Raw genomic sequence first — 19,498 nt, forward strand, 5'->3', positions numbered from 1 at the left:
TAGACGCCGCCGGCCGGGTACGCCTGCGCGACGGGTGCGTCGGGCCGCTTGTAATGCGGCGCCATCGTGCAGCCCGTGGCAAAGAGCGCGACCGCGATTGCAGTCAAAGCGTGTTTTTGCATCATCACTGTCCCTTGTTGCCTTCGTCGCCGTTGCCCGGCTTCTCTTCGTGGTGCGAGTGCTCCTGAGCCAGGCGCAGCGCCTCGTCGACGTCTTCCTTCTCGCCGCTGAAGATCGCACGAATCTTCACGAAGAACATCGGGATCATGAAGATCGCGAGGAACGTCGCCGTGATCATCCCGCCGATCACGCCCGTACCGATCGCGTGCTGGCTGGCCGAACCCGCGCCGTTGCTGATCGCGAGCGGCATCACGCCGAGAATGAACGCGAGCGACGTCATCAGGATAGGACGCAGCCGCAGGCGCGCCGCTTCCAGCGCGGCCTCGATCGGCCCCATCTTCTCCGTCTGCTGTAGTTCGCGCGCGAATTCCACGATCAGGATCGCGTTCTTGGCCGACAAGCCCACGGTAGTCAGCAGGCCGACCTGGAAGAACACGTCGTTTTCCAGACCGCGCATCGTGGCCGCAAGCAGTGCGCCGATCACGCCGAGCGGCACCACCATGATCACCGAGAACGGGATCGACCAGCTTTCATACAGCGCCGCCAGACACAGGAACACGACGAGGATCGAGATCGCATACAGGATCGGCGCCTGCGAACCGGACTGGATTTCCTGGAACGACAGGCCGGTCCACGAATAGCCGATACCGACCGGCAGCTTCTTCGCGAGCCCTTCCATCGCGGTCATCGCCTGACCGGTCGACTTGCCCGGTGCGGCCTGACCCTGGATTTCCATCGCCGACACACCGTTGTAGCGCTCGAGCTTCGGCGAACCGTACGTCCAGTGACCGGTCGCGAACGAACTGAACGGCACCATCCCGCCCGACCCGTTGCGCACGTACCAGATGTTCATGTCTTCAGGCGTCATCCGGAACGGCGCGTCTGCCTGCACGTACACCTTCTTGATCCGGCCGTCGATGTCGAGGAAGTTGTTCACGTACTTCGACGCCCACGCGATCGAGAACGTCTGGTCGATCGCATCCGCCGTCACGCCCAGCGCATTCGCCTTCTCGCGGTCGATGTCGACCTTGTACTGCGGCGTGTCGTTCAGGCCGTTCGGACGGACGCCCTGCAGCGTCGGATCCTTCGACGCCATCCCGAGCAGCTGGTTACGCGCGGCCATCAGCGCATCGTGACCCAGACCGGCGTTGTCCGTCAGCTCGAAGTCGAAGCCGGCGGCCGTACCAAGTTCAGGAATCGACGGCGGGTTGAACGGGATCACGATCGCGTCCTTGTAGCCCGCGTAACGCCCGAACATCCGGCCGATCAGCGCCTGGACCTTCTGGTTCGCGTGCTGACGCTGCGAGTAATCCTTCAGGCGCACGAACACGAGACCGGAGTTCTGGCCGCGGCCCGCGAAGCTGAAGCCGTTGACCGTGAACGCGGACTCGACGATTTCCTTCTCGTCCTTCAACAGGTAGTCGGAAATGTTCGCAAGCGTCTTCGCGGTCGTTTCCTGCGTGGAACCGGACGGCGTCTGCACGATCACGAACATCAGGCCCTGGTCTTCATCGGGCAGGAACGACTTCGGCAGGCGCACGAACAGCAGCCCGACCGCGACGATCACGACCAGATAGATGATGAGCCAGCGGCCCGAGCGCTTGATCACGTGGTGCACGCCGACGTGATACTTGTCGCGGCTGTTGTTGAACGTGCGGTTGAACCAGCCGAAGAAACCCTTCTTCTCTTCGTGATGCCCTTGCGGGATCGGCTTCAGGATCGTCGCGCACAGCGCCGGCGTCAGAATCAACGCGACGAGCACCGACAGCACCATCGCCGACACGATCGTCAGCGAGAACTGACGATAGATCGCGCCGACCGAGCCGCCGGAGAACGCCACCGGCACGAACACCGCCGACAGCACGAGCGCCACGCCGACGAGTGCGCCGGTGATCTGGCCCATCGCCTTGCGGGTCGCCTCCTTCGGTGACAGGCCCTCTTCCGCCATCACCCGCTCGACGTTCTCCACCACCACGATCGCATCGTCGACCAGCAGGCCGATTGCGAGCACGAGGCCGAACATCGACAGCGTGTTGATCGAGAAGCCCACCATCGACATGATCGCGAACGTCCCGAGCAGCACCACCGGCACCGCGATCGTCGGGATGATCGTCGCCCGCAGGTTCTGCAGGAACAGATACATCACGAGGAACACCAGCACGATACCTTCGAGCAGCGTCTTGACCACTTCCTCGATCGACAGCTTCACGAACGGCGTCGTGTCGTACGGATACTTCACGACGAGGCCGTGCGGGAAGAACGGTGACAGCTCGTCGATCTTCGCACGCACGGCCTTCGCGGTGGCGAGGGCGTTCGCGTTGGTCGCGAGCTGGATACCGAGTGCCGCGGTCGGCTGACCGTTGTACTTCGTGTCGAAGTTGTAGTTTTCGCCGCCGAGGCCGATCTGCGCGACGTCCTTCAGGCGAACCTGCGAGCCGTCCTGGTTGACCTTCAGCAGGATGTTGCCGAACTGCTCGGGCGTCTGCAGCAGCGTCGATTCGGTGATCGTCGCCTGCAGCATCGTGCCCGGCGTGGCCGGCGTGCCGCCGATCTGGCCGCCCGCGATCTGCACGTTCTGCGCGCTGATCGCCGAGCTGACGTCGACCGGCGTGAGGCCGTAGTTGGTCAGGCGGTTCGGGTCGAGCCAGATCCGCATCGCGTACTGCGAGCCGAACAGCGTGACGGTACCGACGCCGTTCAGCCGGCTGATCGGATCCTTCACGTGCGACGCCACGAAGTTCGCGAGGTCGTACTTGTTCATGCTGCCGTCTTCGGAGTTGAAGGCGAGCACCAGCAGGAAGCTGCTGCTCGACTTCGTCACCGACAGACCGAGCTGCTGCACGACCTGCGGCAGAACCGGCGTCGCGAGCGACAGCTTGTTCTGCACCTGGACCTGTGCGATGTCGGCGTTGGTGCCCGGCGCGAAGGTCAGCGTGATCGTCGCGTTGCCCGAGTCGTCACTCGTCGACGACATGTACAGGAAGTTGTCGAGACCGCTCATCTGCTGCTCGATCACCTGCGTCACCGTGTCTTCCACCGTCTTCGCGGAAGCGCCCGGGTAGTTGGCAGTGATCTGGATCGATGGCGGCGCGATCGTCGGATACTGCGAGATCGGCAGCGTGAAGATCGCCGCAACCCCGGCCAGCATCAGGATGATGGCGATCACCCACGCGAAGATCGGGCGATCGATAAAAAACTTTGCCATGAAACAGGCTCCCTGTTATTGCGCGCTCGAAGCAGCGGCAGCGCTCGCCGGCGCGGCGCCCGATGCGGCGGCACCGGTTGCAGCAGCGGCGCCGGAACCGGCGGCAGCCGGCGCGGCGGAGGCAGCAGCGCCCGACGCGGCATCGGCCGCCGGTGCGAGCTGGGCGGGGACCGTCTTCACGGTCGCGCCCGGGCGCACCTTGTCGACGCCCTGAACGATCACGTGATCGCCCGCTTGCAGACCGCCTTCGACGACCCAGTTCGGGCCCTGCATGCCGGACGTCTTCAGCGGACGCGGCTCGACCTTGTTGCTGGCGTTCACCACCATCGCGACCGCCTGGCCCTTCTGGTCATGCGTGACGCCGATCTGCGGCACCAGGAACGCGTTCTCGTTCACGCCTTCCTCGATGCGTGCGCGCACGAACATCCCCGGCAGCAGCACGCGGCCCGGGTTCGGGAAGACCGCGCGGATCGTCACCGAGCCGGTGGTCTGGTCGACCGTCACGTCCGAGAACTGCAGCTTGCCCGGCTCCGAATACGTCTTGCCGTCTTCGAGGATCAGCGACACCTTCGCCGCACCCGGGCCGCTCGTCTTCAGGCGGCCGCTCTGCACGTCCTGGCGCAGCTTCAGCCCTTCGAGGCTCGACTGCGTGAGATCGACGTACACCGGATCGAGCTGCTGCACGGTCGACATCAGCGTCGCCTGGCTCGCCTGCACGTAGGCGCCCGGCGTCACTTGCGAGATGCCGACGCGGCCCGTGATCGGCGACACGACATCCGTATAGCCGAGGTTGATCTGCGCGGTGTCCACCGCTGCCTTGCCGGCCGCGACGTCCGCGGCGGCCTGACCTTGCGTGGCCACTGCGTTGTCGTAGTCCTGCTTGCTGACCGCGTTCGCGGCGACCAGTACCTTGTAGCGCGCGACCAGTGCGTTCTGCGTGACGAGGTTCGCCTGCGCCTTCGCGAGCGTCGCCTTCGCGCTGTTCAGCGCGGCGACGTACGGTGCCGGGTCGATCTTGTACAGACGCTGGCCGGCCTTGACGTCGGTGCCTTCGGTGAATTCACGACGCAGCACGATGCCGTCGACCCGCGCGCGGACCTGCGCGACGAGGAACGCACTGGTGCGGCCCGGCAGGTCGGTGAAGACCGGTACGGCTTGCGGTTGGACGGTGACGACGCCGACTTCCGGCGTTTGCGGCGGCGGTGCCGATTCTTTTTTCCCGCACGCGGCCAGGAAAACGGCGGCCGTCGCGACAGTGATTAAGCGGTATGGAACCCGTTCGACGCGCATGGAGCGACCTCTGTGTATAACCAATGGAATAAGTGCCGCACCCGACCGGAGCGCAACACGGATGCGCCTCACGGCGCAGATCGAACACCTGAAATACTGGACTGCTAGATACAGCAAGCGGCACGAAACCTCCGTGCCGACAGGTTGCCCCGCAACTGCGGACTGGTACTTTGGCGGGAATCAGCAGAGTGGGATATTAACTGATTGCCACTTGGGTCATTCGATCGTAGGGTGGTATTGTATATACATTCACGAATGTATGTAAAAAGCCGGTTTGTGCTCGGCCGGCTGTCCAGTCTTACGAATTGTTACCAGTCGCAAGCATAGCCCGTCTGAATGACGGCTGCGAGGGTTGCAGACCCTATATTCACCTACGATCGATCCAATCAGGCCTGCACATGGTCAGACGTACCAAGGAGGAGGCGCTCGAGACGCGCAACAGCATTCTCGACGCCGCCGAGCACGTGTTCTTCGAGAAGGGCGTGTCGCACACGTCGCTCGCGGACATCGCGCAGCACGCCGGCGTGACGCGCGGCGCGATCTACTGGCACTTCGCAAATAAAAGCGAGCTGTTCGACGCGATGTTCGACCGCGTGTTTCTGCCGATCGACGAGCTGAAGCGGATGCCGCTCGACGCGCCGGGCGGCAATCCGCTCGAGAAGATCCGCCAGATCCTGATCTGGTGCCTGCTCGGCGTGCAGCGCGACGCGCAGTTGCGCCGCGTGTTCAGCATCCTGTTCATGAAGTGCGAATACGTGGCGGACCTGGAGCCGCTGCTGCAGCGCAACCGCGCGGGAATGAGCGAGGCGCTCCACGCGATCGACGCCGATCTCGCGGGCGCCGTGCGGCTCAAGCTGCTGCCCGAGCGGCTCGATACGTGGCGCGCGACGCTGATGCTGCATACGCTCGTCAGCGGCTTCGTGCGCGACATGCTGATGCTGCCCGACGAGATCGACGCCGAGCAGCATGCGGAAAAGCTCGTCGACGGCTGTTTCGACATGCTGCGCTACAGCCCGGCGATGCTGAAGGACGGCGACTGACGAAACGGTCGCCCCGCCCCCTGCCGCGGCTTCAAGCCGCCTTCGCGCGCTGCGCGCGGGCCCGCCGGTTCGACGCGGCCACCGAATCACGCGCCGGCACCGGTGTGCCGGCCAGGCCCGCGATCCACGCATCGGTCGGCATCACGGCCGCGAAATTCGACTGGAACACCACCGTGTACGCGCGGTGAATCTCTTCGGCGCTCGCCGCGCCCGCTTCATTCTCGTAAGGCAGCGCGCCCGTCGCGTCGTCCAGGTATTCGACCTTCAGCCCCGCATGCGCCGCGTGATAGACCGTCGCCGCATTGCAGTTGTGCGTCATGTAGCCGGCCACCGCGAGCGTGTCGATCCCGTGCGCATCGAGCCAAGCGGCGAGATCGGTGCCGGCGAACGAACTCGCCTGCGTCTTCTCGATCAGGTGCGCGTACGGCCGGCTCGCGACCACCGCGTGCAGCGCGACGCCGTCGGAGCCGGGCGCGAAGATCGGCGCGCCGGCCGGTGCGAGGTGCTGGACCACGATCACGGGCACGCCGGCCGCATGCGCGGCGTCGATCGCGCGGCCGATGTTCGCGAGCGACACGTCGAGCGGCGGATATTCGATCGGCAGGTTGCCCGTCACGTATTCGTTCTGGACGTCGATCACGATCAGCGCACGGCGGGCAGCAGGATGGGAAGCGGAAGACGGGACGGCGTTCGAATTCGACATGACGGGCTCCTGGTCCGGGGGCGCGGCCCCGCCCCGGAACGGGACGGCCAGCGGCGCGATGCGATGCATTGTCGGGCCGCGTCGTTCACGCGGACAGTGGCCCGATAGCCATTCTTCGATAGAATCGGGCCATCACCATCCCGGAGCCCGTCATGGCCGCTGCCGCGTTGCCCGCCCCGCCCGTTCCGACCGTCGTCGCCGTGATCGCGTACGACGGCATCAGCCCGTTCCACCTGTCGGTGCCGTCCGTCGTGTTCGGCAAGGAACGCGATGCGGCCACGTCACCCGCGTTCGAGTTTCGCGTCTGCTCGGCCGAGCGCGGCCCGCTCGCAACGACGGGCGGCTTCACGATCACTGCGCCATACGGGCTCGATGCGCTCGACGATGCGGACATCGTGATCGTGCCGGCGTGGCGCGACCCGGACGAGGCGCCGCCCGACGAACTGCTCGACGCGGTCCGCGCGGTCGCCGCACGCGGCGCGCAGCTCGTCGGCCTGTGCCTCGGCGCGTACGTGCTTGCCGCGGCCGGCCTGCTCGACGGTCGCCCGGCTACCACGCACTGGGCGTGGGCCGACGATTTCGCACAACGCTTTCCGCGCGTGAAGCTCGATCCCGACGTGCTGTACGTCGACGACGGCAACCTGATGACGTCGGCCGGCACGGCCGCGGGGCTCGACTGCTGCCTGCACGTCGTGCGGCGGCGCTTCGGCTCGGACGCCGCGAACCAGATCGCGCGCCGCCTCGTGATCCCGCCGCACCGTCAGGGCGGCCAGGCCCAGTACGTGCCGCAGCCGGTCGCCGCGCACCCGCGCGACGCGCGGCTCGCGGGCCTGCTCGACTGGGTGCGCGCGCACCTCGACGCCGCGCACAGCGTCGATTCGCTCGCCGAACGCGTGCTGATGAGCCGGCGCACGTTCACGCGCCACTTCCGGCAGGCGACGGGCACGACCGTCACCGCATGGCTGCAGGCCGAGCGGCTCGCACGCGCGCAACACCTGCTGGAAACCACCGGACAATCGATCGACGCGATCGCGCAGGCGGCCGGCTACGGGTCGAGCGTGTCGCTGCGCCAGCATTTCGCGGGCGCGCTCGGCACGTCGCCGTCTGCGTATCGAAGGGAATTTCGCGGCGCCGGAGCCGGCGCCGACGCGGTGTAACGCCGGCCGCTCAGCCGCCGTTGATCCAGCGTGCCGCGTAAAGCAGCAGCGCGACGAACACGATCATCGCCGCCCATGCCCAGACCGGCACCGTGCCCGAACCGCGATGCGGGAGCGCGCTGGCCGCGCGCCCGGTCAGCGCACCGCCCAGATGCGGCGGCAGCGCACGCTTCGTCGCGGCCATCAGCGACGCAGGGCGCAGGAACACATGCTGGCGGCGCTGCGCGGCCGAGCGCGCGCGATTCGGCGCAAGGCCATGCTTCGCCTGCACGACCGCGCAGAACTCGCGGAAGAAATCGTCGGTCCAGTCGCGCAGCGCGTTGTCGATCTGCCGTCCCGGCAGCTCGGCGAGCGGCCCGCTCGCCGTCGCCCAGACCACGTAATCGATGCGCGTCGCGTTCGCGTCGTCATCCGGCATCAGCACCAGTTCGACCTGGCCGCGCAGCGCGCCGAGGCCGTCGGCGCGTGCCTTGAAGTTGAGCACGCGGCGCGGCTGCCCTTCCGCGTCGCCCTGCTCGGCCGCCGCATGTACGCGCACGTCGTAGCGCGCGCGCAGCGGGCCGAGCGGTACCGTGATCGTCAGTGCGAACTCGCCGTGCGCGAGCCTCACGAACGAATCGCAATGGTCGAAGCTCGCCCGCAGCAACGCGAGATCCTCGAACGCCTCCCGCACGACAGGCGGCGCGAGCGCAACGCGTAACGTGTCGTTCAGTTCCATGACGCCTCCCCGGTGAACACGCGCCGCATCAGGACGTCTCGACGAGACTGTCGACCCGTGCGACATCGAAGGCGACATAGTGCGCGAGCACGGACGCCGCCTCCATCGGTTCCTCGTAACTCCATGCGGCGTTCTCGATCACGCCGTCTTCCGTCTGCAAGTCGAAATGCACGGCCTGCCCCCTGAACGGGCACGCGCTCGTGAAATCCGACTTCACGAGCCGGCGCATGTTGACGTCACCGCGCGGCAGGTAATGGATGTCCGGCAGTCCCGTTTCGCGCACGGTCAATGCCCGGTGCGAATCGGCGTACGTGATGCCGCGATGGATCACGCGCACACGATGACGGTTCGGCACGATTTCGAGTCGAGGGTCGGCTGCATCGGACATCGTTTCTCCTTCGGGCGGCCCGGCAGGCAAACCGGGCGCAGGAAACGAAAAAGCCACGGCACGGGTGCCGTGGCTTTCATTATGGGCGAAACTTCGTCCGATTGCGCGACCCGGGCCCGGGCCGCGCGCGGCGGGCTACTGCGCGCTCCACTGGAACGCGGTCTTCGCGCCGCCCTTCGCGCCGACCGTGACGGCGCGCGATTCATCGTTGCCCTGGTACATCGCATGCACCGTATAGCGCCCCGGCGGCACCTGCACGAGCATGTACGGCCCGCGTGCGTCGGTTTTCAGCACTTCGGCGCCCTTGCCGTCGACGATCCGCACATGGACGTCGGCCAGGAACTCGCCGCCCTTGCCGGTGAAGCGCAGCGCCAGCGGCCATTTCGACTCGTTGCGCTGGAACGCCGCCGATTCGTCCTGCCCGACGCCGCCGGACACGAAGGTGACGTCGCCCTGCTGGCGCGCGGCGGGCAAGCCGTCCGACTGCGCGTACGCGCCGGTCGCACCGGCTGCGAGGCCGACGGTCAACGCCGCGGCGACGGCAAATCGGGACACGTTGCGTAGATATTGCATGGCTCTCTCCTTGGGGTCGGAACACATACGGGGCGGTGCGTCACGCGATCGAGCGGCGGCGGCGCCCGCCGCAGCCGGCCTGGCCGGCCGTCGGCCGTACCGGTCAGCTCAGGTCGACCGGGACGAAGATCTGCGCATTATCGCGCTGGATCAGAAGAGCAAGACTGTTGCCTGCGCCCTTGACCGCGTCGCGCAACTGCTCCGGGCTCGTGACCGGGCGGCCGTTGACCGCGAGGATCACGTCGCCGGGCTGGATGCCCGCGTTGGCGGCCGGCCCGCCGGCCTGCTGCACGATCAACCCGTGCGACAGGTTGTCGGCACTGCGCTCCTGCGGCGACAGCGGACGCACCGCGACACCCAGGCGCCCCTGCTCGACCGGCCCGCCGTCGTTCGACGCGAGCTTCGCATCGGCCATCGCGCCGAGCGTCACGCTGAGCGACTTCTTCGACTTGTCGCGCCAGATCTGCAGGTCGGCCTTCGAACCGGGCTTCAGGTTCGCGATCTGCGCGGGCAGCGACGTCGAATCGGCGACCGGCGAACCGTTGACCGACAGGATCACGTCGCCCGGCTGCAGGCCGGCCTTCGCGGCCGGACCGTTCGGATCGACCGAGCTGACGAGCGCGCCGTCCGGCTTCTGCAGCCCGAACGAACTCGCGAGCGTCTGGTTCAGCCCCTGCACCGCAACGCCGAGGCGGCCGCGGCTCACGTGGCCCGTCTTCACGAGCTCGTCCTTGACCTTGATCGCCTCGTTGATCGGGATCGCGAACGACAGGCCCTGGAAGCCGCCGGTCTGCGAGTAGATCATCGAGTTGATGCCGATCACCTCGCCCTGCAGGTTGAACAGCGGGCCGCCCGAGTTGCCGGGGTTCACCGGCACGTCGGTCTGGATGAACGGCGTGTAGTTCTCGTCCGGCAGCGCGCGCGACTTCGCGCTGATGATGCCCGACGTGACCGTGTTGTCGAAGCCGTACGGCGAGCCGATCGCGACGACCCACTGGCCGACCTTGCTCTGCGCCGGATCGCCGATCTTCACGGTCGGCAGGCCGCTCGCGTCGATCTTCAGCACCGCGACGTCGGACTGCTTGTCGGCGCCGACGACCTTCGCCTTGTATTCGCGCTTGTCGGTCAGCTTGACCGTGACGACGTTTGCGCCGTCGATCACGTGCGCATTGGTGAGGATGTACCCGTCGGAGCTGATGACGAACCCGGAACCGAGGCTCGCGCTCGGCTGGTCGTCCGGCTGCGCGTCGCCGCCCATGCCCGGCACCTGGCCGTAGAAATGCTTGAAGAACTGGTAGAACGGGTCGCTCGGGTCGATCGGCAGCTGCGGCTGCTGCACGCGCCGCGACACCTGCTTCACGACGTGCTTCGCGCTGATGTTCACGACCGCCGGGCCGTAGGTCTCGACGAGCCCGGAGAAATCGGGGATGCCGGTCTTCGCGGCCGCTTCGGCCGGCATCAGAGCGGCAGCCTGCGCGGGCGTGATGATCTGCGGATCGGCGCGGCGGGTGCCGGCGAAATAGCCGGCTGACAGGGCGGCCGCCACGGCGACCGCGACGGCGCCGCGCGCAAGGAATCGGGTATTCATCGTAGGACCTCCTCTTTGTTAGGACGCAGCGTAACGACCCTGACTTAAAGGAGGCTTAATCAGCCTTAAGCGGGGCTTAAGCGACCGCCGGGGCCCGCCCGGCGCCGTGCTTCACGCTGATTCGGACGATTGCGGCGCCTCGGCCGGCATCTCGGCGTCGCGGAACACGACGCTGACGAGCAGGCCGCCCGCGGCCGCGTCGCCGAGCGACACCGTCGCGCCCTGCTGCGCCGCCACGCGCTTGACGATCGCCAGCCCGAGCCCGCTGCCCGCCACGTCGGTGCGCGCCCGAGCGGAGCTGTCGCGGTAGAAGCGGTCGAACACGCGCTCGCGCTCGTCGGCCGGGATGCCGGGCCCGCTGTCGCCGATCTGGACGCACGCGCGGCCGGCCGCGTCGCGGGTCAGCGACACGTCGATGCGGCCGCCGTCCGGCGTGTACTTCACCGCGTTGTCGAGCAGGTTGCCGAACATCACGCGCAGCGCGCCGACGTCCGCGACGACGCTCGCCGCGCGCGTCTCCTCGAAGCCGAGATCGATGTCGCGCCGCTGCGCGAGCGGCGCATGCGCGGCCACGCATTCGGCGAGCAGCGTCTGCAGGTCGACCGGTTCGCGCATCGTCGCGCCATCCGGTTCGGCTCGCGCGAGCGCGAGCAACTGCTCCGTGAGGCGCGTCGCGCGCGACACGCCGTCCTGGAGATCCGCGACCGCCTCGCGGCGCGACGCGTCGTCCTTCGCGCGAGCGACGAGCTGCGCCTGGATCTGCACGGCCGCGAGCGGCGTGCGCAGTTCGTGCGCGGCGTCGGCGACGAACGCCTTCTGCGTATCGAGCGCGGCCGACAGCCGCGCGAGCAGCCCGTTCAGCGCGCGCACGAGCGGCTGCACCTCGAGCGGCAGGCGCGCGTCGGGCAGCGGATCGAGCGCTTCCGGCCGGCGCGCCTCGACCGCGCGCGTCACGCGGCCGAGCGGCGCGAGGCCGCGACCGACGATCACCCAGACGGCAGCGCCCAGGAACGGCAGCAGCACGATCAGCGGCCACAGCGTGCGCAGCGCGACGTTCGCCGCGAGCCGGTTGCGCACCGACAGCGGTTGCGCGAGCTGCACGACGTTGTCGCCGACGATCGCGCCGTACACGCGCCATTCGCCGCGATCGGTACGCTCGGTCGAGAAGCCGAGTTCCGCGCGCGGCGCGATCGGCGCACGCGGATGCGAGAAGTACATCAGCACGCCGTTGCGGTTCCAGATCTGGATCACGATGCCTTCGTCGCCGTTGGTGCGCGAGCCGAACACCTGCGAGAACGGCTCCGACGGCAGCGCCGCGGCGATCTCCTGCAGCTGGTAATCGAACAGTTCGTTCGCTTCCGCGAGCGCCTGCCGGTAGATGAGCCAGCCCGCGATGCCCACGCCCGCGACGACGATCGCGAGCAGCCAGATCAGCAATTGATGACGAATCGACCTCACGCGTCAGCTTTCCTTGACGACCATGTAGCCGAGCCCACGTACGTTGCGGATCAGGTCCGAGCCGAGCTTCTTGCGCAGCGCGTGGATGTAGACCTCGACCGTGTTGCTGCCGATCTCCTCGCCCCAGCCGTACATCTTCTCCTCGAGCTGGCTCTTCGACAGCACCGCGCCCGGCCGCGCGAGCAGCGCCTCGAGCAGCGCGAACTCGCGCGCGGACAGCGCGACGGGCACGCCGTCGAGCGTCACCTGGTGCGAAGCGGGGTCGAGCGTCAGCGCGCCGTGGCGGATCAGCGACTCGCTGCGCCCGGCCTGGCGGCGGATCAGCGCGCGCATCCGTGCGCCGAGTTCATCGAGGTCGAACGGCTTGACGAGGTAGTCGTCGGCGCCCGCGTCGAGCCCCTTCACGCGATCGGCAATGGCGTCGCGCGCGGTGACGATCAGCACGGGCAGCGACAGCCCGCGCGCCCGCAGCGTGCGCAGCACGTCGACGCCGTCGCGCTTCGGCAGGCCGAGGTCGAGCAGCAGCAGGTCGTACGTCTCGCCGCCGAGCGCCGTGAGCGCCGCGTCGCCGTCCTGCACCCAGTCGACCGCGAAGCCGTCCGAGCGCAGCGCCTTGCGCACGCCTTCGGCAATCATTCGATCATCTTCGACAAGCAGTATCCGCATCGGGACAGGCATCCATGGAGCGAGTCAAACACGCCGACCATTGTAGCGCCGCGAATCGCGTGCGCGGCACCCTGCAATGCAACAGTAAGGCGGATTGCAAGGGGTCTGCGCGGACTTGTCTCTACAATGTGCGCTTTGGCGCCGCCGCGCGCCCTGCCCGAGCCCCTGCTTCTCCCGTATTCGCCCATGCCGATTTCCGATCTTTCCGTCCGGTTCGCCCCCCGCGCCCGCTTGTGCCTGCGCGCAGCCGCCGTCGTCGCCACCTGCACGGCCCTCGCGTTCGCACCGTCCGCGCAGGCCCGCAAGAAATCCCACAAGGAAGCGCGCAAGACCACCGTCGTGTCGCCCGCCGCGCGGGCGGCCGGCCTGCCGGCGTCCGTGCTCGTCGCGCTGCAGCGCGCGAAGGTACCGGCCTCGGCGATGAGCGTCGTCGTCGAGCGCGTCGGCGATCCTGAACCGCTGATTGCGTGGAATGCGAGCCGGCCGATGATGCCGGCATCGACGATGAAGCTCGTGACGACCTTCTCGGGCCTGTCGATCCTCGGCCCCGACTACCGCTGGCGCACGACCGCGTACACGGACGGCACGGTCGACCCCGACGGCACGCTGCAGGGCAACCTGTACATCAAGGGCACCGGCGATCCGAAGCTCGTGCCCGAGGAACTGATCGACCTCGTCGACAAGCTCCGCAAGGCCGGCGTCAAGCGCGTGGCCGGCGGCCTCGTGCTCGACAAGAGCTACTTCGCGACGTCGACGCGCGACCTGCCGTCGTTCGACGACGACGCCAGCGCGCCGTACAACGTCGGCCCCGATCCGCTGCTGTACGCGTTCAAGGCCGTGTCGTTCACGGTCACGCCGGGCGACGACGGCAAGGTGGCGGTCGACGTGTTGCCGCCGCTCGCGAACCTGTCGATCGACAACCAGCTCGTCGAAGGCTCGGGCTCGTGCAGCGCGGCCGCCGCGGCCGCGCGCCCGACGCTGTCGGCCGGCAGCGGGATCATGACGGCCTCGTTCGCCGGCGACTATCCGCTGCGCTGCGGCGCGCACACGACCAACCTCGCGATCCTCGATCACACGACCTTCTTCGCGCGCGGCTTCCTCGCGCTGTGGCAGCAGGACGGCGGCACGATCACGGGGCCCGTGAGCGAAGGCAAGGTGCCGACCACCGCGCGTCCGCTCGCCGTGCATCACAGCCCGGTGCTCGGCAGCATCGTCTACGACATCAACAAGTTCAGCAACAACGTGATGGCGCGCAACCTGTTCCTGACGATCGGCGCGGTCAGCGGCAAGCCGCCCGCGACGCCCGAACAGTCGAGCCGCGTGATCCAGGCGTTCCTGCAGAAAAGCGGCATCGCGATGCCCGACCTCGTGCTCGAGAACGGCTCGGGCCTGTCGCGCGAAGAGCACGTGAGCGCGCTGTCGCTCGCCGCGCTGCTGCAGGCCGCGAATGCGAGCCCCGTCGCGCAGACCTTCGTCGATTCGCTGCCGATCGCCGGCATCGACGGCACGATGAAGAACCGCCTCACCAACGCCGGCGTGCTCGGCAACGCGCACATCAAGACCGGCACGCTGCGCGACGTGCGCGCGATCGCAGGCTATGTCGGCGGCGCCGACGGCCAGAGCTACATCGTCGTCAGCTTCATCAACAACGATCACGCGGAAGCCGCGCGCGCCGCGCACGACACGCTGCTCGAGTGGATCTACGCGGGCGCGCACTGACGCGCCGCGCACCACGCATCGGGTCGCCCCCACGGGCGGCCCGCGCCGTTTTCCGCCGCCCCGCACACGGAATTTCGCGCCGCCCGGTTTGAAACGCCCCCGCCGCCGGCGTGCAACGCACCGCGCGCCAACCGTGCCCGGAAAACAGGGCCGCACCGCCCGGCCCCGCGCCGCGCGGTTTCCGTAGAAACCCTGTCCTCAGAGGGAACCCTCTACGCTGCCCCCTCGCCTATCGTGTGGCGATTGCGTAGGCTGTTGGCCTGACCGATATCAACAACGGGCCACACGCCCGGCCTCAAGGCTTGCAGGGGAAAGAAGGAGACACGCCCATGCGATTCGACGTCGAATTGCTTCTGCTCGCGCTGGCGCCCGTCTTCCTGCTCTGCATCGCGTGGGAGGCCTGGCACCTCGCCCGCACACGTGCGCAGGACCATGTCTACGCATGGCGCGACACGCTGTGCAACGCGGCGCTCGCCCTGATGCACCAGGGCGCCGACAAGATCGCGTGGCTGTTCGTGATCCCCGTCTACGCGTACTGCTATCAGCACTACCGCCTGTTCACGTGGCACGACAGCTGGCTGTCGTTCGCGGTGCTGTTCGTCGCGCAGGATTTCCTCTACTACGTGTTCCATCGCGCGAGCCATCGCGTGCGCTGGCTGTGGGCCGCGCATGTCGTGCACCACTCGTCCGAGCGGATGAATTTCTCGACCGCGTTCCGTCAGAGCCTGATGTACCCCGTCGCGGGCATGTGGGTGTTCTGGCTGCCGCTCGCATTCGCCGGCTTTCCGCCGCAACAGGTCGTCGGCATCGTGCTGATCAACCTCGCGTTCCAGTTCTTCGTGCATACGCAGGCGATCGGCAAGCTCGGCTGGCTCGAATACGTGCTGAATACGCCGTCGATCCACCGCGCGCACCATGCACGCAACGCGCGCTACATCGACCGCAATTACGCAGGCGTCCTTGTGATCTGGGATCGCCTGTTCGGCAGCTATGTCGACGAAACGCCCGACGATCCGCCGCAGTACGGGATCGTCGAGCGGCTCGGCTCGAACAACCCGCTCGTCGCGACGTTCCACGAGTGGGTGTCGATGGTGTCCGACGCGTTGCGCGTCGACGGATGGCGCAACAAGCTGCGTGCGATTTTCGGCCCGCCCGAATGGGCGAGCGCTTATCATGCGCAGATTGCCGAGGCCGCGAACCAGGATCCGCGCACCGTGCCGCTGGCGGCTGCGCGTGACCAATAAACCGTTTTAGCCAACGGCCGCCGCGCAGCCCGGAACCGAGCAGGCACGCGGCAGATGAGAAATACATCAGGCCATATCTACGAGGAGATCGAACGATGCAGACACAACAACACGCACCTTCCCGCACCCGTCAACGCATGCTGCGCACCACGCAAGTCGCGATCGCCGGCGCCGCGCTCGCGCTGCTCGCCGCGTGCGGCGGCGGTGACGACAACAACAGCAGCAGCGCGTCGAACACGCCGCCGTCGGGCGTGAAGATGCAGATCGTGTCGTTCGGCGACAGCCTGTCCGACGTGGGCACCTACTCGCAGATCAAGCTCGGCTTCGGCGGCGGCCGCTTCACGACCAACCCGGGCCAGGTGTGGACGCAGAACGTCGCGCAGTACTACGGCGATACGCTGCAGCCGGCGAACCAGGGCGGCTTCGGCATTCCGCTGCAAGCCACCGGCGGCCTCGGCTACGCACAGGGCGGCTCGCGCGTGACGCTGCAGCCGGGCATCGGCCACGCGGACGCGAGCGTGCCGAACGCCGACTACGCGCAGGCAACGACGACGCCGATCGCCGACCAGGTCAAGCAGTACGTGTCGCAGCACGGCAGCTTCAACGCCGGCCAGATCGTGCTGGTCAACGGCGGCGCGAACGACATCTTCTATCAGGCGCAGGTCGCGCAGGCGCAAGGCAACACGCCGGCCGCGCAGCTCGCGGCCGCGCAGGCGATCGGCCTGGCCGCGCAGCAGCTCGGCGGCATCGTCCAGCAGATCGTCGCGGCAGGCGCGACGCACGTGTACGTGTCGAACGTGCCGGACATCGGCGGCACGCCGCTCGCGCTGCAGGGCGGCACGCAGGCCGCGTTCACGCAACTGTCGGGGCTGTTCAACCAGACGCTCGCCGGCACGCTGGCCGCGCTGAAGGTCGACACGACGAAGGTGGCGCTGCTCGACACGTTCACGTGGCAGGACGGCGTCGCGGCCAACTACAAGGCGAACGGCTTCAGCGTGTCGAACACCGACACCGCCTGCAACCTGAAGGCGATGGTCCAGGCCGCCACGCAATACGGCGTCGCGAACGCGACCGCATTCGGCTCGTCGCTGTTCTGCTCGCCGCAGACCTACACGGTCGCGAACGCGGACCAGACCTACATGTTCGCCGACACGGTCCACCCGACGACGCGCCTGCACTTGCTGTTCGCGCAGTTCGCCGAGCAGCAGATCGCAAAGTCGGGCGTCGGCAAGTAAACAGCCGGCCACGCGCCCAAACAAAAACGCCCGACCGGTTCGCCGGTCGGGCGTTTTTTCATGTGTGAAGCGCGATGGTTGTCAGTCGCGTGCTTCGAACGCGGCCGCCGCGCGGCCCAGGCGATCGTTGACCGCGATCCATTCGACGGTCTCGGGCAGCTTCTCGACGAGGATGCGCGCGACTTGCGCGCGATCGAGCGCGCGCAGCATCCCGTACAGGTCGCGTGCGTAGGCCTGCGGATCTTCCGGCGCCGCGACGAAATGCACGCCGTCGGCTTGCGCCCAGCGCACCGCGCGCGATGCGCGGGCGACGAGCGCGACACGCTCGCCGTCCGTTTGCGCAGCCGCGAGCAGCGGCTCGAGCGCGTCGAACGGCAGCAGCGCGAGCGGCGTGCGCGGCGCGTAATGCGCTTTCAGCGTGCCCGACGCGCGCGGCGCCGTCGCGTCGCTGCCGTCCGGCAGCTGCGGCGCGCGGCCGAGCACGCCGGCGATCTGTTGCGGCGTCACGTGGCCCGGGCGCAGCAGCGCCGGGAAGCCGCGCGACAGGTCGAGGATCGTCGATTCGATACCGACTTCGGACGCGCCGCCGTCGAGCACGTGCACGGTGTCGCCGAATTCCTCGCGCACGTGCTGCGCGGTCGTCGGGCTCACGTGGCCGAACCGGTTCGCGGACGGCGCCGCGACACCGCCGTGGCCGCCGCGCCGCGTGCTGAACGCGGCCAGCAGCGCTTGCGCGACCGGATGCGACGGGCAGCGGAGCCCGACTGAATCCTGCCCGCCGCTCACGGCGTCCGGAATGCGCGCATGGCGCTTCAGGATCAGCGTCAGCGGGCCCGGCCAGAATGCGTCGATCAGCGCCTGCGCGTCCGCCGGCAGGTCGTCGGCCCAGTAGCCGGGATCGCCGCCCGGCGGCAGATGCACGATCACCGGATGGTTGGCGGGCCGCCCTTTCGCCGCGTAGATGCGCGCGACGGCCTCGGGATTCGCCGCGTCGCCGCCGAGCCCGTAGACGGTCTCGGTCGGGAACGCGACGAGTTGCCCCGCGTCGAGCAGCGCGGCGGCCGCGTCGATCTGGGCGAGCGTCACGGATTTCGGGAGATCGATGGACATCGGCTGACGCCTCAGTCGAGCGGCACGCGCAGCAGCTGCGCGCACGCGGTGGCGGCGGCAACGGCTTCGTCGCGCGTCTCGGCCGTGAAGTTCACGTGGCCCATCTTGCGGCCGACCCGCGCGTCTTCCTTGCCGTACAGGTGCAGGTGTGCAGTCGGCATCGCGGCGACCGTGTCCCACGGCGGCGTGACGGCTTCGGCCGCCGCACCTGCGCCGGTCGCACCGTTCGGGAACCACACGTCGCCGAGGATGTTCAGCATCGCGGCCGGCGAATGCTGGCGCGGGTTGCCGAGCGGCATGCGCGTCATCGCGCGCACCTGCTGCTCGAACTGGCTCGTTGCGCACGCATCGACCGTGTAGTGGCCGGAGTTGTGCGGACGCGGCGCCATTTCGTTCGCGACGAACGAGCCGTCTTCCAGCACGAAGAATTCGACACACAGCACGCCGACGTAGCCGAGCGTATCGGCGATCCGCACGGCTGCCTGCTGCGCCTCTGCGACGCGCGCGGCATCGGCGGCCGGCGCCGGCACGACCGTCAGCGCGAGGATGCCGTTGTGGTGCGCGTTCTGCGCGAGCGGGAATGCGGCCGAGCGGCCGTCCGCGCCGCGCGCGATCAGCGCCGACACTTCGTATTTCAGCGGCAGGCGCTTCTCGAGCACGCACGGCACACCGTTCAGCGCCGCATGCGCGTCGCGCGCTTCCTGCGCGGTGCTCACGCGCACCTGGCCCTTGCCGTCGTAGCCGAGGCGCGCGGTCTTCAGGATGCCCGGCAGCACCGCATCGAGCGCGGCATCGTCGAGTGCGGCGAGCGCCGCCGACGATTCGATCACGACGTGCGGCGCGACGGGCACGCCCGACGCCTCGATGAAGCGCTTCTCCGCAATCCGGTCCTGCGCGACCGCCACGCAGCGGCCGGCCGGCGCGACGAACGTCGTGCGCGCGAGAAAATCGAGGCTCGCGGCCGGCACGTTCTCGAACTCCGTCGACACCGCGTCGCACAGGTCGGCCAGTTCGGCGAGCGCGGCTTCGTCGTCGTACGCCGCGCGCAGGTGGCGGTCGGCGACCGCGCCGGCGGGGCTCGTCGGATCGGGATCGAGCACGGCGACGCGATAGCCCATCGACTGGGCGGCAAAGCAGAACATGCGGCCGAGCTGGCCACCGCCGACCATGCCCAGCCACGCGCCGGGCAGGATCGGGGAAACGGAATCAGGAGTTGCGGTCATGTCAGTGGTCGGTCGCGGCGGGCGCTGCCCGCCGCAGTGGGGAGGTCAGGCAGCCGCTGGA

At 68.3% G+C, this 19,498-nt stretch carries 16 protein-coding genes; 5 read left to right on the forward strand and 11 right to left on the reverse strand.

All coding sequences use genetic code 11. The annotated features are described in order from the left end of the window. Window positions 1-124: 124 nt before the first annotated feature. Both bpeB and HWX87_RS27430 read right to left on the reverse strand, forming a co-directional pair. The gene (gene bpeB / locus HWX87_RS27425; protein ID WP_176050220.1) at window positions 125-3,325 is read right to left on the reverse strand and encodes an efflux RND transporter permease BpeB; all 3,201 of its coding nucleotides are present in this window, start codon (window positions 3,323-3,325) and stop codon (window positions 125-127) included. 15 nt (window positions 3,326-3,340) lie between these two features. Next, the gene (locus tag HWX87_RS27430; protein WP_176050221.1) at window positions 3,341-4,615 is read right to left on the reverse strand and encodes an efflux RND transporter periplasmic adaptor subunit; all 1,275 of its coding nucleotides are present in this window, start codon (window positions 4,613-4,615) and stop codon (window positions 3,341-3,343) included. A gap of 398 nt (window positions 4,616-5,013) precedes the next feature. Here HWX87_RS27430 and HWX87_RS27435 point away from each other — a divergent pair, with 398 nt between their 5' ends. Then, entirely contained in the window at window positions 5,014-5,655 is a 642-nt protein-coding gene (locus HWX87_RS27435) for a TetR family transcriptional regulator (RefSeq protein WP_176050222.1), read from the forward strand. A 31-nt stretch (window positions 5,656-5,686) separates the two neighbouring features. Here the strand turns inward: HWX87_RS27435 and HWX87_RS27440 are convergent, their stop codons facing one another. Beyond that, window positions 5,687-6,358: a cysteine hydrolase family protein gene (locus HWX87_RS27440; protein ID WP_176050223.1), complete on the reverse strand. Its 672-nt coding sequence runs from the start codon at window positions 6,356-6,358 to the stop codon at window positions 5,687-5,689. Between the two features lie 152 nt (window positions 6,359-6,510). Here HWX87_RS27440 and HWX87_RS27445 point away from each other — a divergent pair, with 152 nt between their 5' ends. Continuing rightward, window positions 6,511-7,515, forward strand: a complete 1,005-nt coding sequence (locus tag HWX87_RS27445; RefSeq protein ID WP_176050224.1) for a helix-turn-helix domain-containing protein — start codon at window positions 6,511-6,513, stop codon at window positions 7,513-7,515. 10 nt (window positions 7,516-7,525) lie between these two features. Here HWX87_RS27445 and HWX87_RS27450 read toward each other — a convergent pair whose 3' ends face one another. From HWX87_RS27450 to HWX87_RS27475, 6 genes are all read right to left on the reverse strand, one after another. Further along, window positions 7,526-8,233, reverse strand: a complete 708-nt coding sequence (locus HWX87_RS27450) for an SRPBCC domain-containing protein (RefSeq protein ID WP_176050225.1) — start codon at window positions 8,231-8,233, stop codon at window positions 7,526-7,528. A gap of 28 nt (window positions 8,234-8,261) precedes the next feature. Beyond that, entirely contained in the window at window positions 8,262-8,621 is a 360-nt protein-coding gene (locus HWX87_RS27455) for a DUF427 domain-containing protein (protein WP_176050226.1), read from the reverse strand. 135 nt (window positions 8,622-8,756) lie between these two features. Beyond that, window positions 8,757-9,194 (reverse strand): carboxypeptidase regulatory-like domain-containing protein, encoded by a 438-nt coding sequence (locus tag HWX87_RS27460; protein ID WP_176050227.1) that lies wholly within the window; start codon window positions 9,192-9,194, stop codon window positions 8,757-8,759. A 103-nt stretch (window positions 9,195-9,297) separates the two neighbouring features. Next, complete coding sequence (locus HWX87_RS27465; RefSeq protein WP_176050228.1) at window positions 9,298-10,782, reverse strand: DegQ family serine endoprotease; 1,485 nt, start codon at window positions 10,780-10,782, stop codon at window positions 9,298-9,300. A 111-nt stretch (window positions 10,783-10,893) separates the two neighbouring features. Further along, window positions 10,894-12,240, reverse strand: coding sequence for an ATP-binding protein (locus tag HWX87_RS27470; protein WP_176050229.1), 1,347 nt, complete (start codon window positions 12,238-12,240; stop codon window positions 10,894-10,896). 3 nt (window positions 12,241-12,243) lie between these two features. Next, window positions 12,244-12,906 carry a response regulator gene (locus HWX87_RS27475; protein WP_124453804.1) on the reverse strand — a complete coding sequence of 221 codons (663 nt, stop codon included), beginning with the start codon at window positions 12,904-12,906 and terminating at the stop codon, window positions 12,244-12,246. 186 nt (window positions 12,907-13,092) lie between these two features. Between HWX87_RS27475 and dacB the strand changes: the two genes are divergently transcribed. The 3 genes from dacB to HWX87_RS27490 all read left to right on the forward strand — a co-directional run bounded on the left by dacB (window position 13,093) and on the right by HWX87_RS27490 (window position 17,104). Then, on the forward strand, window positions 13,093-14,625 hold the full coding sequence (gene dacB / locus HWX87_RS27480) for a D-alanyl-D-alanine carboxypeptidase/D-alanyl-D-alanine-endopeptidase (protein WP_176050230.1): 1,533 nt from the start codon (window positions 13,093-13,095) through the stop codon (window positions 14,623-14,625). Between the two features lie 329 nt (window positions 14,626-14,954). Continuing rightward, window positions 14,955-15,869: a sterol desaturase family protein gene (locus HWX87_RS27485; protein ID WP_176050231.1), complete on the forward strand. Its 915-nt coding sequence runs from the start codon at window positions 14,955-14,957 to the stop codon at window positions 15,867-15,869. Window positions 15,870-15,964: 95 nt separating this feature from the next. After that, window positions 15,965-17,104 carry an SGNH/GDSL hydrolase family protein gene (locus tag HWX87_RS27490; protein WP_176050232.1) on the forward strand — a complete coding sequence of 380 codons (1,140 nt, stop codon included), beginning with the start codon at window positions 15,965-15,967 and terminating at the stop codon, window positions 17,102-17,104. Between the two features lie 81 nt (window positions 17,105-17,185). Here HWX87_RS27490 and HWX87_RS27495 read toward each other — a convergent pair whose 3' ends face one another. Together HWX87_RS27495 and HWX87_RS27500 are read right to left on the reverse strand one after the other, a co-directional pair. Further along, window positions 17,186-18,214 carry an L-threonylcarbamoyladenylate synthase gene (locus HWX87_RS27495; RefSeq protein ID WP_176050233.1) on the reverse strand — a complete coding sequence of 343 codons (1,029 nt, stop codon included), beginning with the start codon at window positions 18,212-18,214 and terminating at the stop codon, window positions 17,186-17,188. Between the two features lie 11 nt (window positions 18,215-18,225). After that, window positions 18,226-19,437: a 5-(carboxyamino)imidazole ribonucleotide synthase gene (locus tag HWX87_RS27500; RefSeq protein WP_176050234.1), complete on the reverse strand. Its 1,212-nt coding sequence runs from the start codon at window positions 19,435-19,437 to the stop codon at window positions 18,226-18,228. Between the last annotated feature and the right edge of the window lie 61 nt (window positions 19,438-19,498).

The sequence above is a fragment of the Burkholderia sp. BCC1644 genome, from assembly GCF_902833225.1.
Taxonomy (GTDB): Bacteria; Pseudomonadota; Gammaproteobacteria; order Burkholderiales; family Burkholderiaceae; genus Burkholderia.

What these genes read in the sequence shown, in the direction of transcription:
- bpeB (WP_176050220.1), bottom strand. Translation starts at nt 3,325, where the DNA reads ATGGCAAAGTTTTTTATCGATCGCCCGATCTTCGCGTGGGTGATCGCC.
- HWX87_RS27430 (WP_176050221.1), bottom strand. Translation starts at nt 4,615, where the DNA reads ATGCGCGTCGAACGGGTTCCATACCGCTTAATCACTGTCGCGACGGCC.
- HWX87_RS27435 (WP_176050222.1), top strand. Translation starts at nt 5,014, where the DNA reads ATGGTCAGACGTACCAAGGAGGAGGCGCTCGAGACGCGCAACAGCATT.
- HWX87_RS27440 (WP_176050223.1), bottom strand. Translation starts at nt 6,358, where the DNA reads ATGTCGAATTCGAACGCCGTCCCGTCTTCCGCTTCCCATCCTGCTGCC.
- HWX87_RS27445 (WP_176050224.1), top strand. Translation starts at nt 6,511, where the DNA reads ATGGCCGCTGCCGCGTTGCCCGCCCCGCCCGTTCCGACCGTCGTCGCC.
- HWX87_RS27450 (WP_176050225.1), bottom strand. Translation starts at nt 8,233, where the DNA reads ATGGAACTGAACGACACGTTACGCGTTGCGCTCGCGCCGCCTGTCGTG.
- HWX87_RS27455 (WP_176050226.1), bottom strand. Translation starts at nt 8,621, where the DNA reads ATGTCCGATGCAGCCGACCCTCGACTCGAAATCGTGCCGAACCGTCAT.
- HWX87_RS27460 (WP_176050227.1), bottom strand. Translation starts at nt 9,194, where the DNA reads ATGCAATATCTACGCAACGTGTCCCGATTTGCCGTCGCCGCGGCGTTG.
- HWX87_RS27465 (WP_176050228.1), bottom strand. Translation starts at nt 10,782, where the DNA reads ATGAATACCCGATTCCTTGCGCGCGGCGCCGTCGCGGTCGCCGTGGCG.
- HWX87_RS27475 (WP_124453804.1), bottom strand. Translation starts at nt 12,906, where the DNA reads ATGCGGATACTGCTTGTCGAAGATGATCGAATGATTGCCGAAGGCGTG.
- dacB (WP_176050230.1), top strand. Translation starts at nt 13,093, where the DNA reads ATGCCGATTTCCGATCTTTCCGTCCGGTTCGCCCCCCGCGCCCGCTTG.
- HWX87_RS27485 (WP_176050231.1), top strand. Translation starts at nt 14,955, where the DNA reads ATGCGATTCGACGTCGAATTGCTTCTGCTCGCGCTGGCGCCCGTCTTC.
- HWX87_RS27490 (WP_176050232.1), top strand. Translation starts at nt 15,965, where the DNA reads ATGCAGACACAACAACACGCACCTTCCCGCACCCGTCAACGCATGCTG.
- HWX87_RS27495 (WP_176050233.1), bottom strand. Translation starts at nt 18,214, where the DNA reads ATGTCCATCGATCTCCCGAAATCCGTGACGCTCGCCCAGATCGACGCG.
- HWX87_RS27500 (WP_176050234.1), bottom strand. Translation starts at nt 19,437, where the DNA reads ATGACCGCAACTCCTGATTCCGTTTCCCCGATCCTGCCCGGCGCGTGG.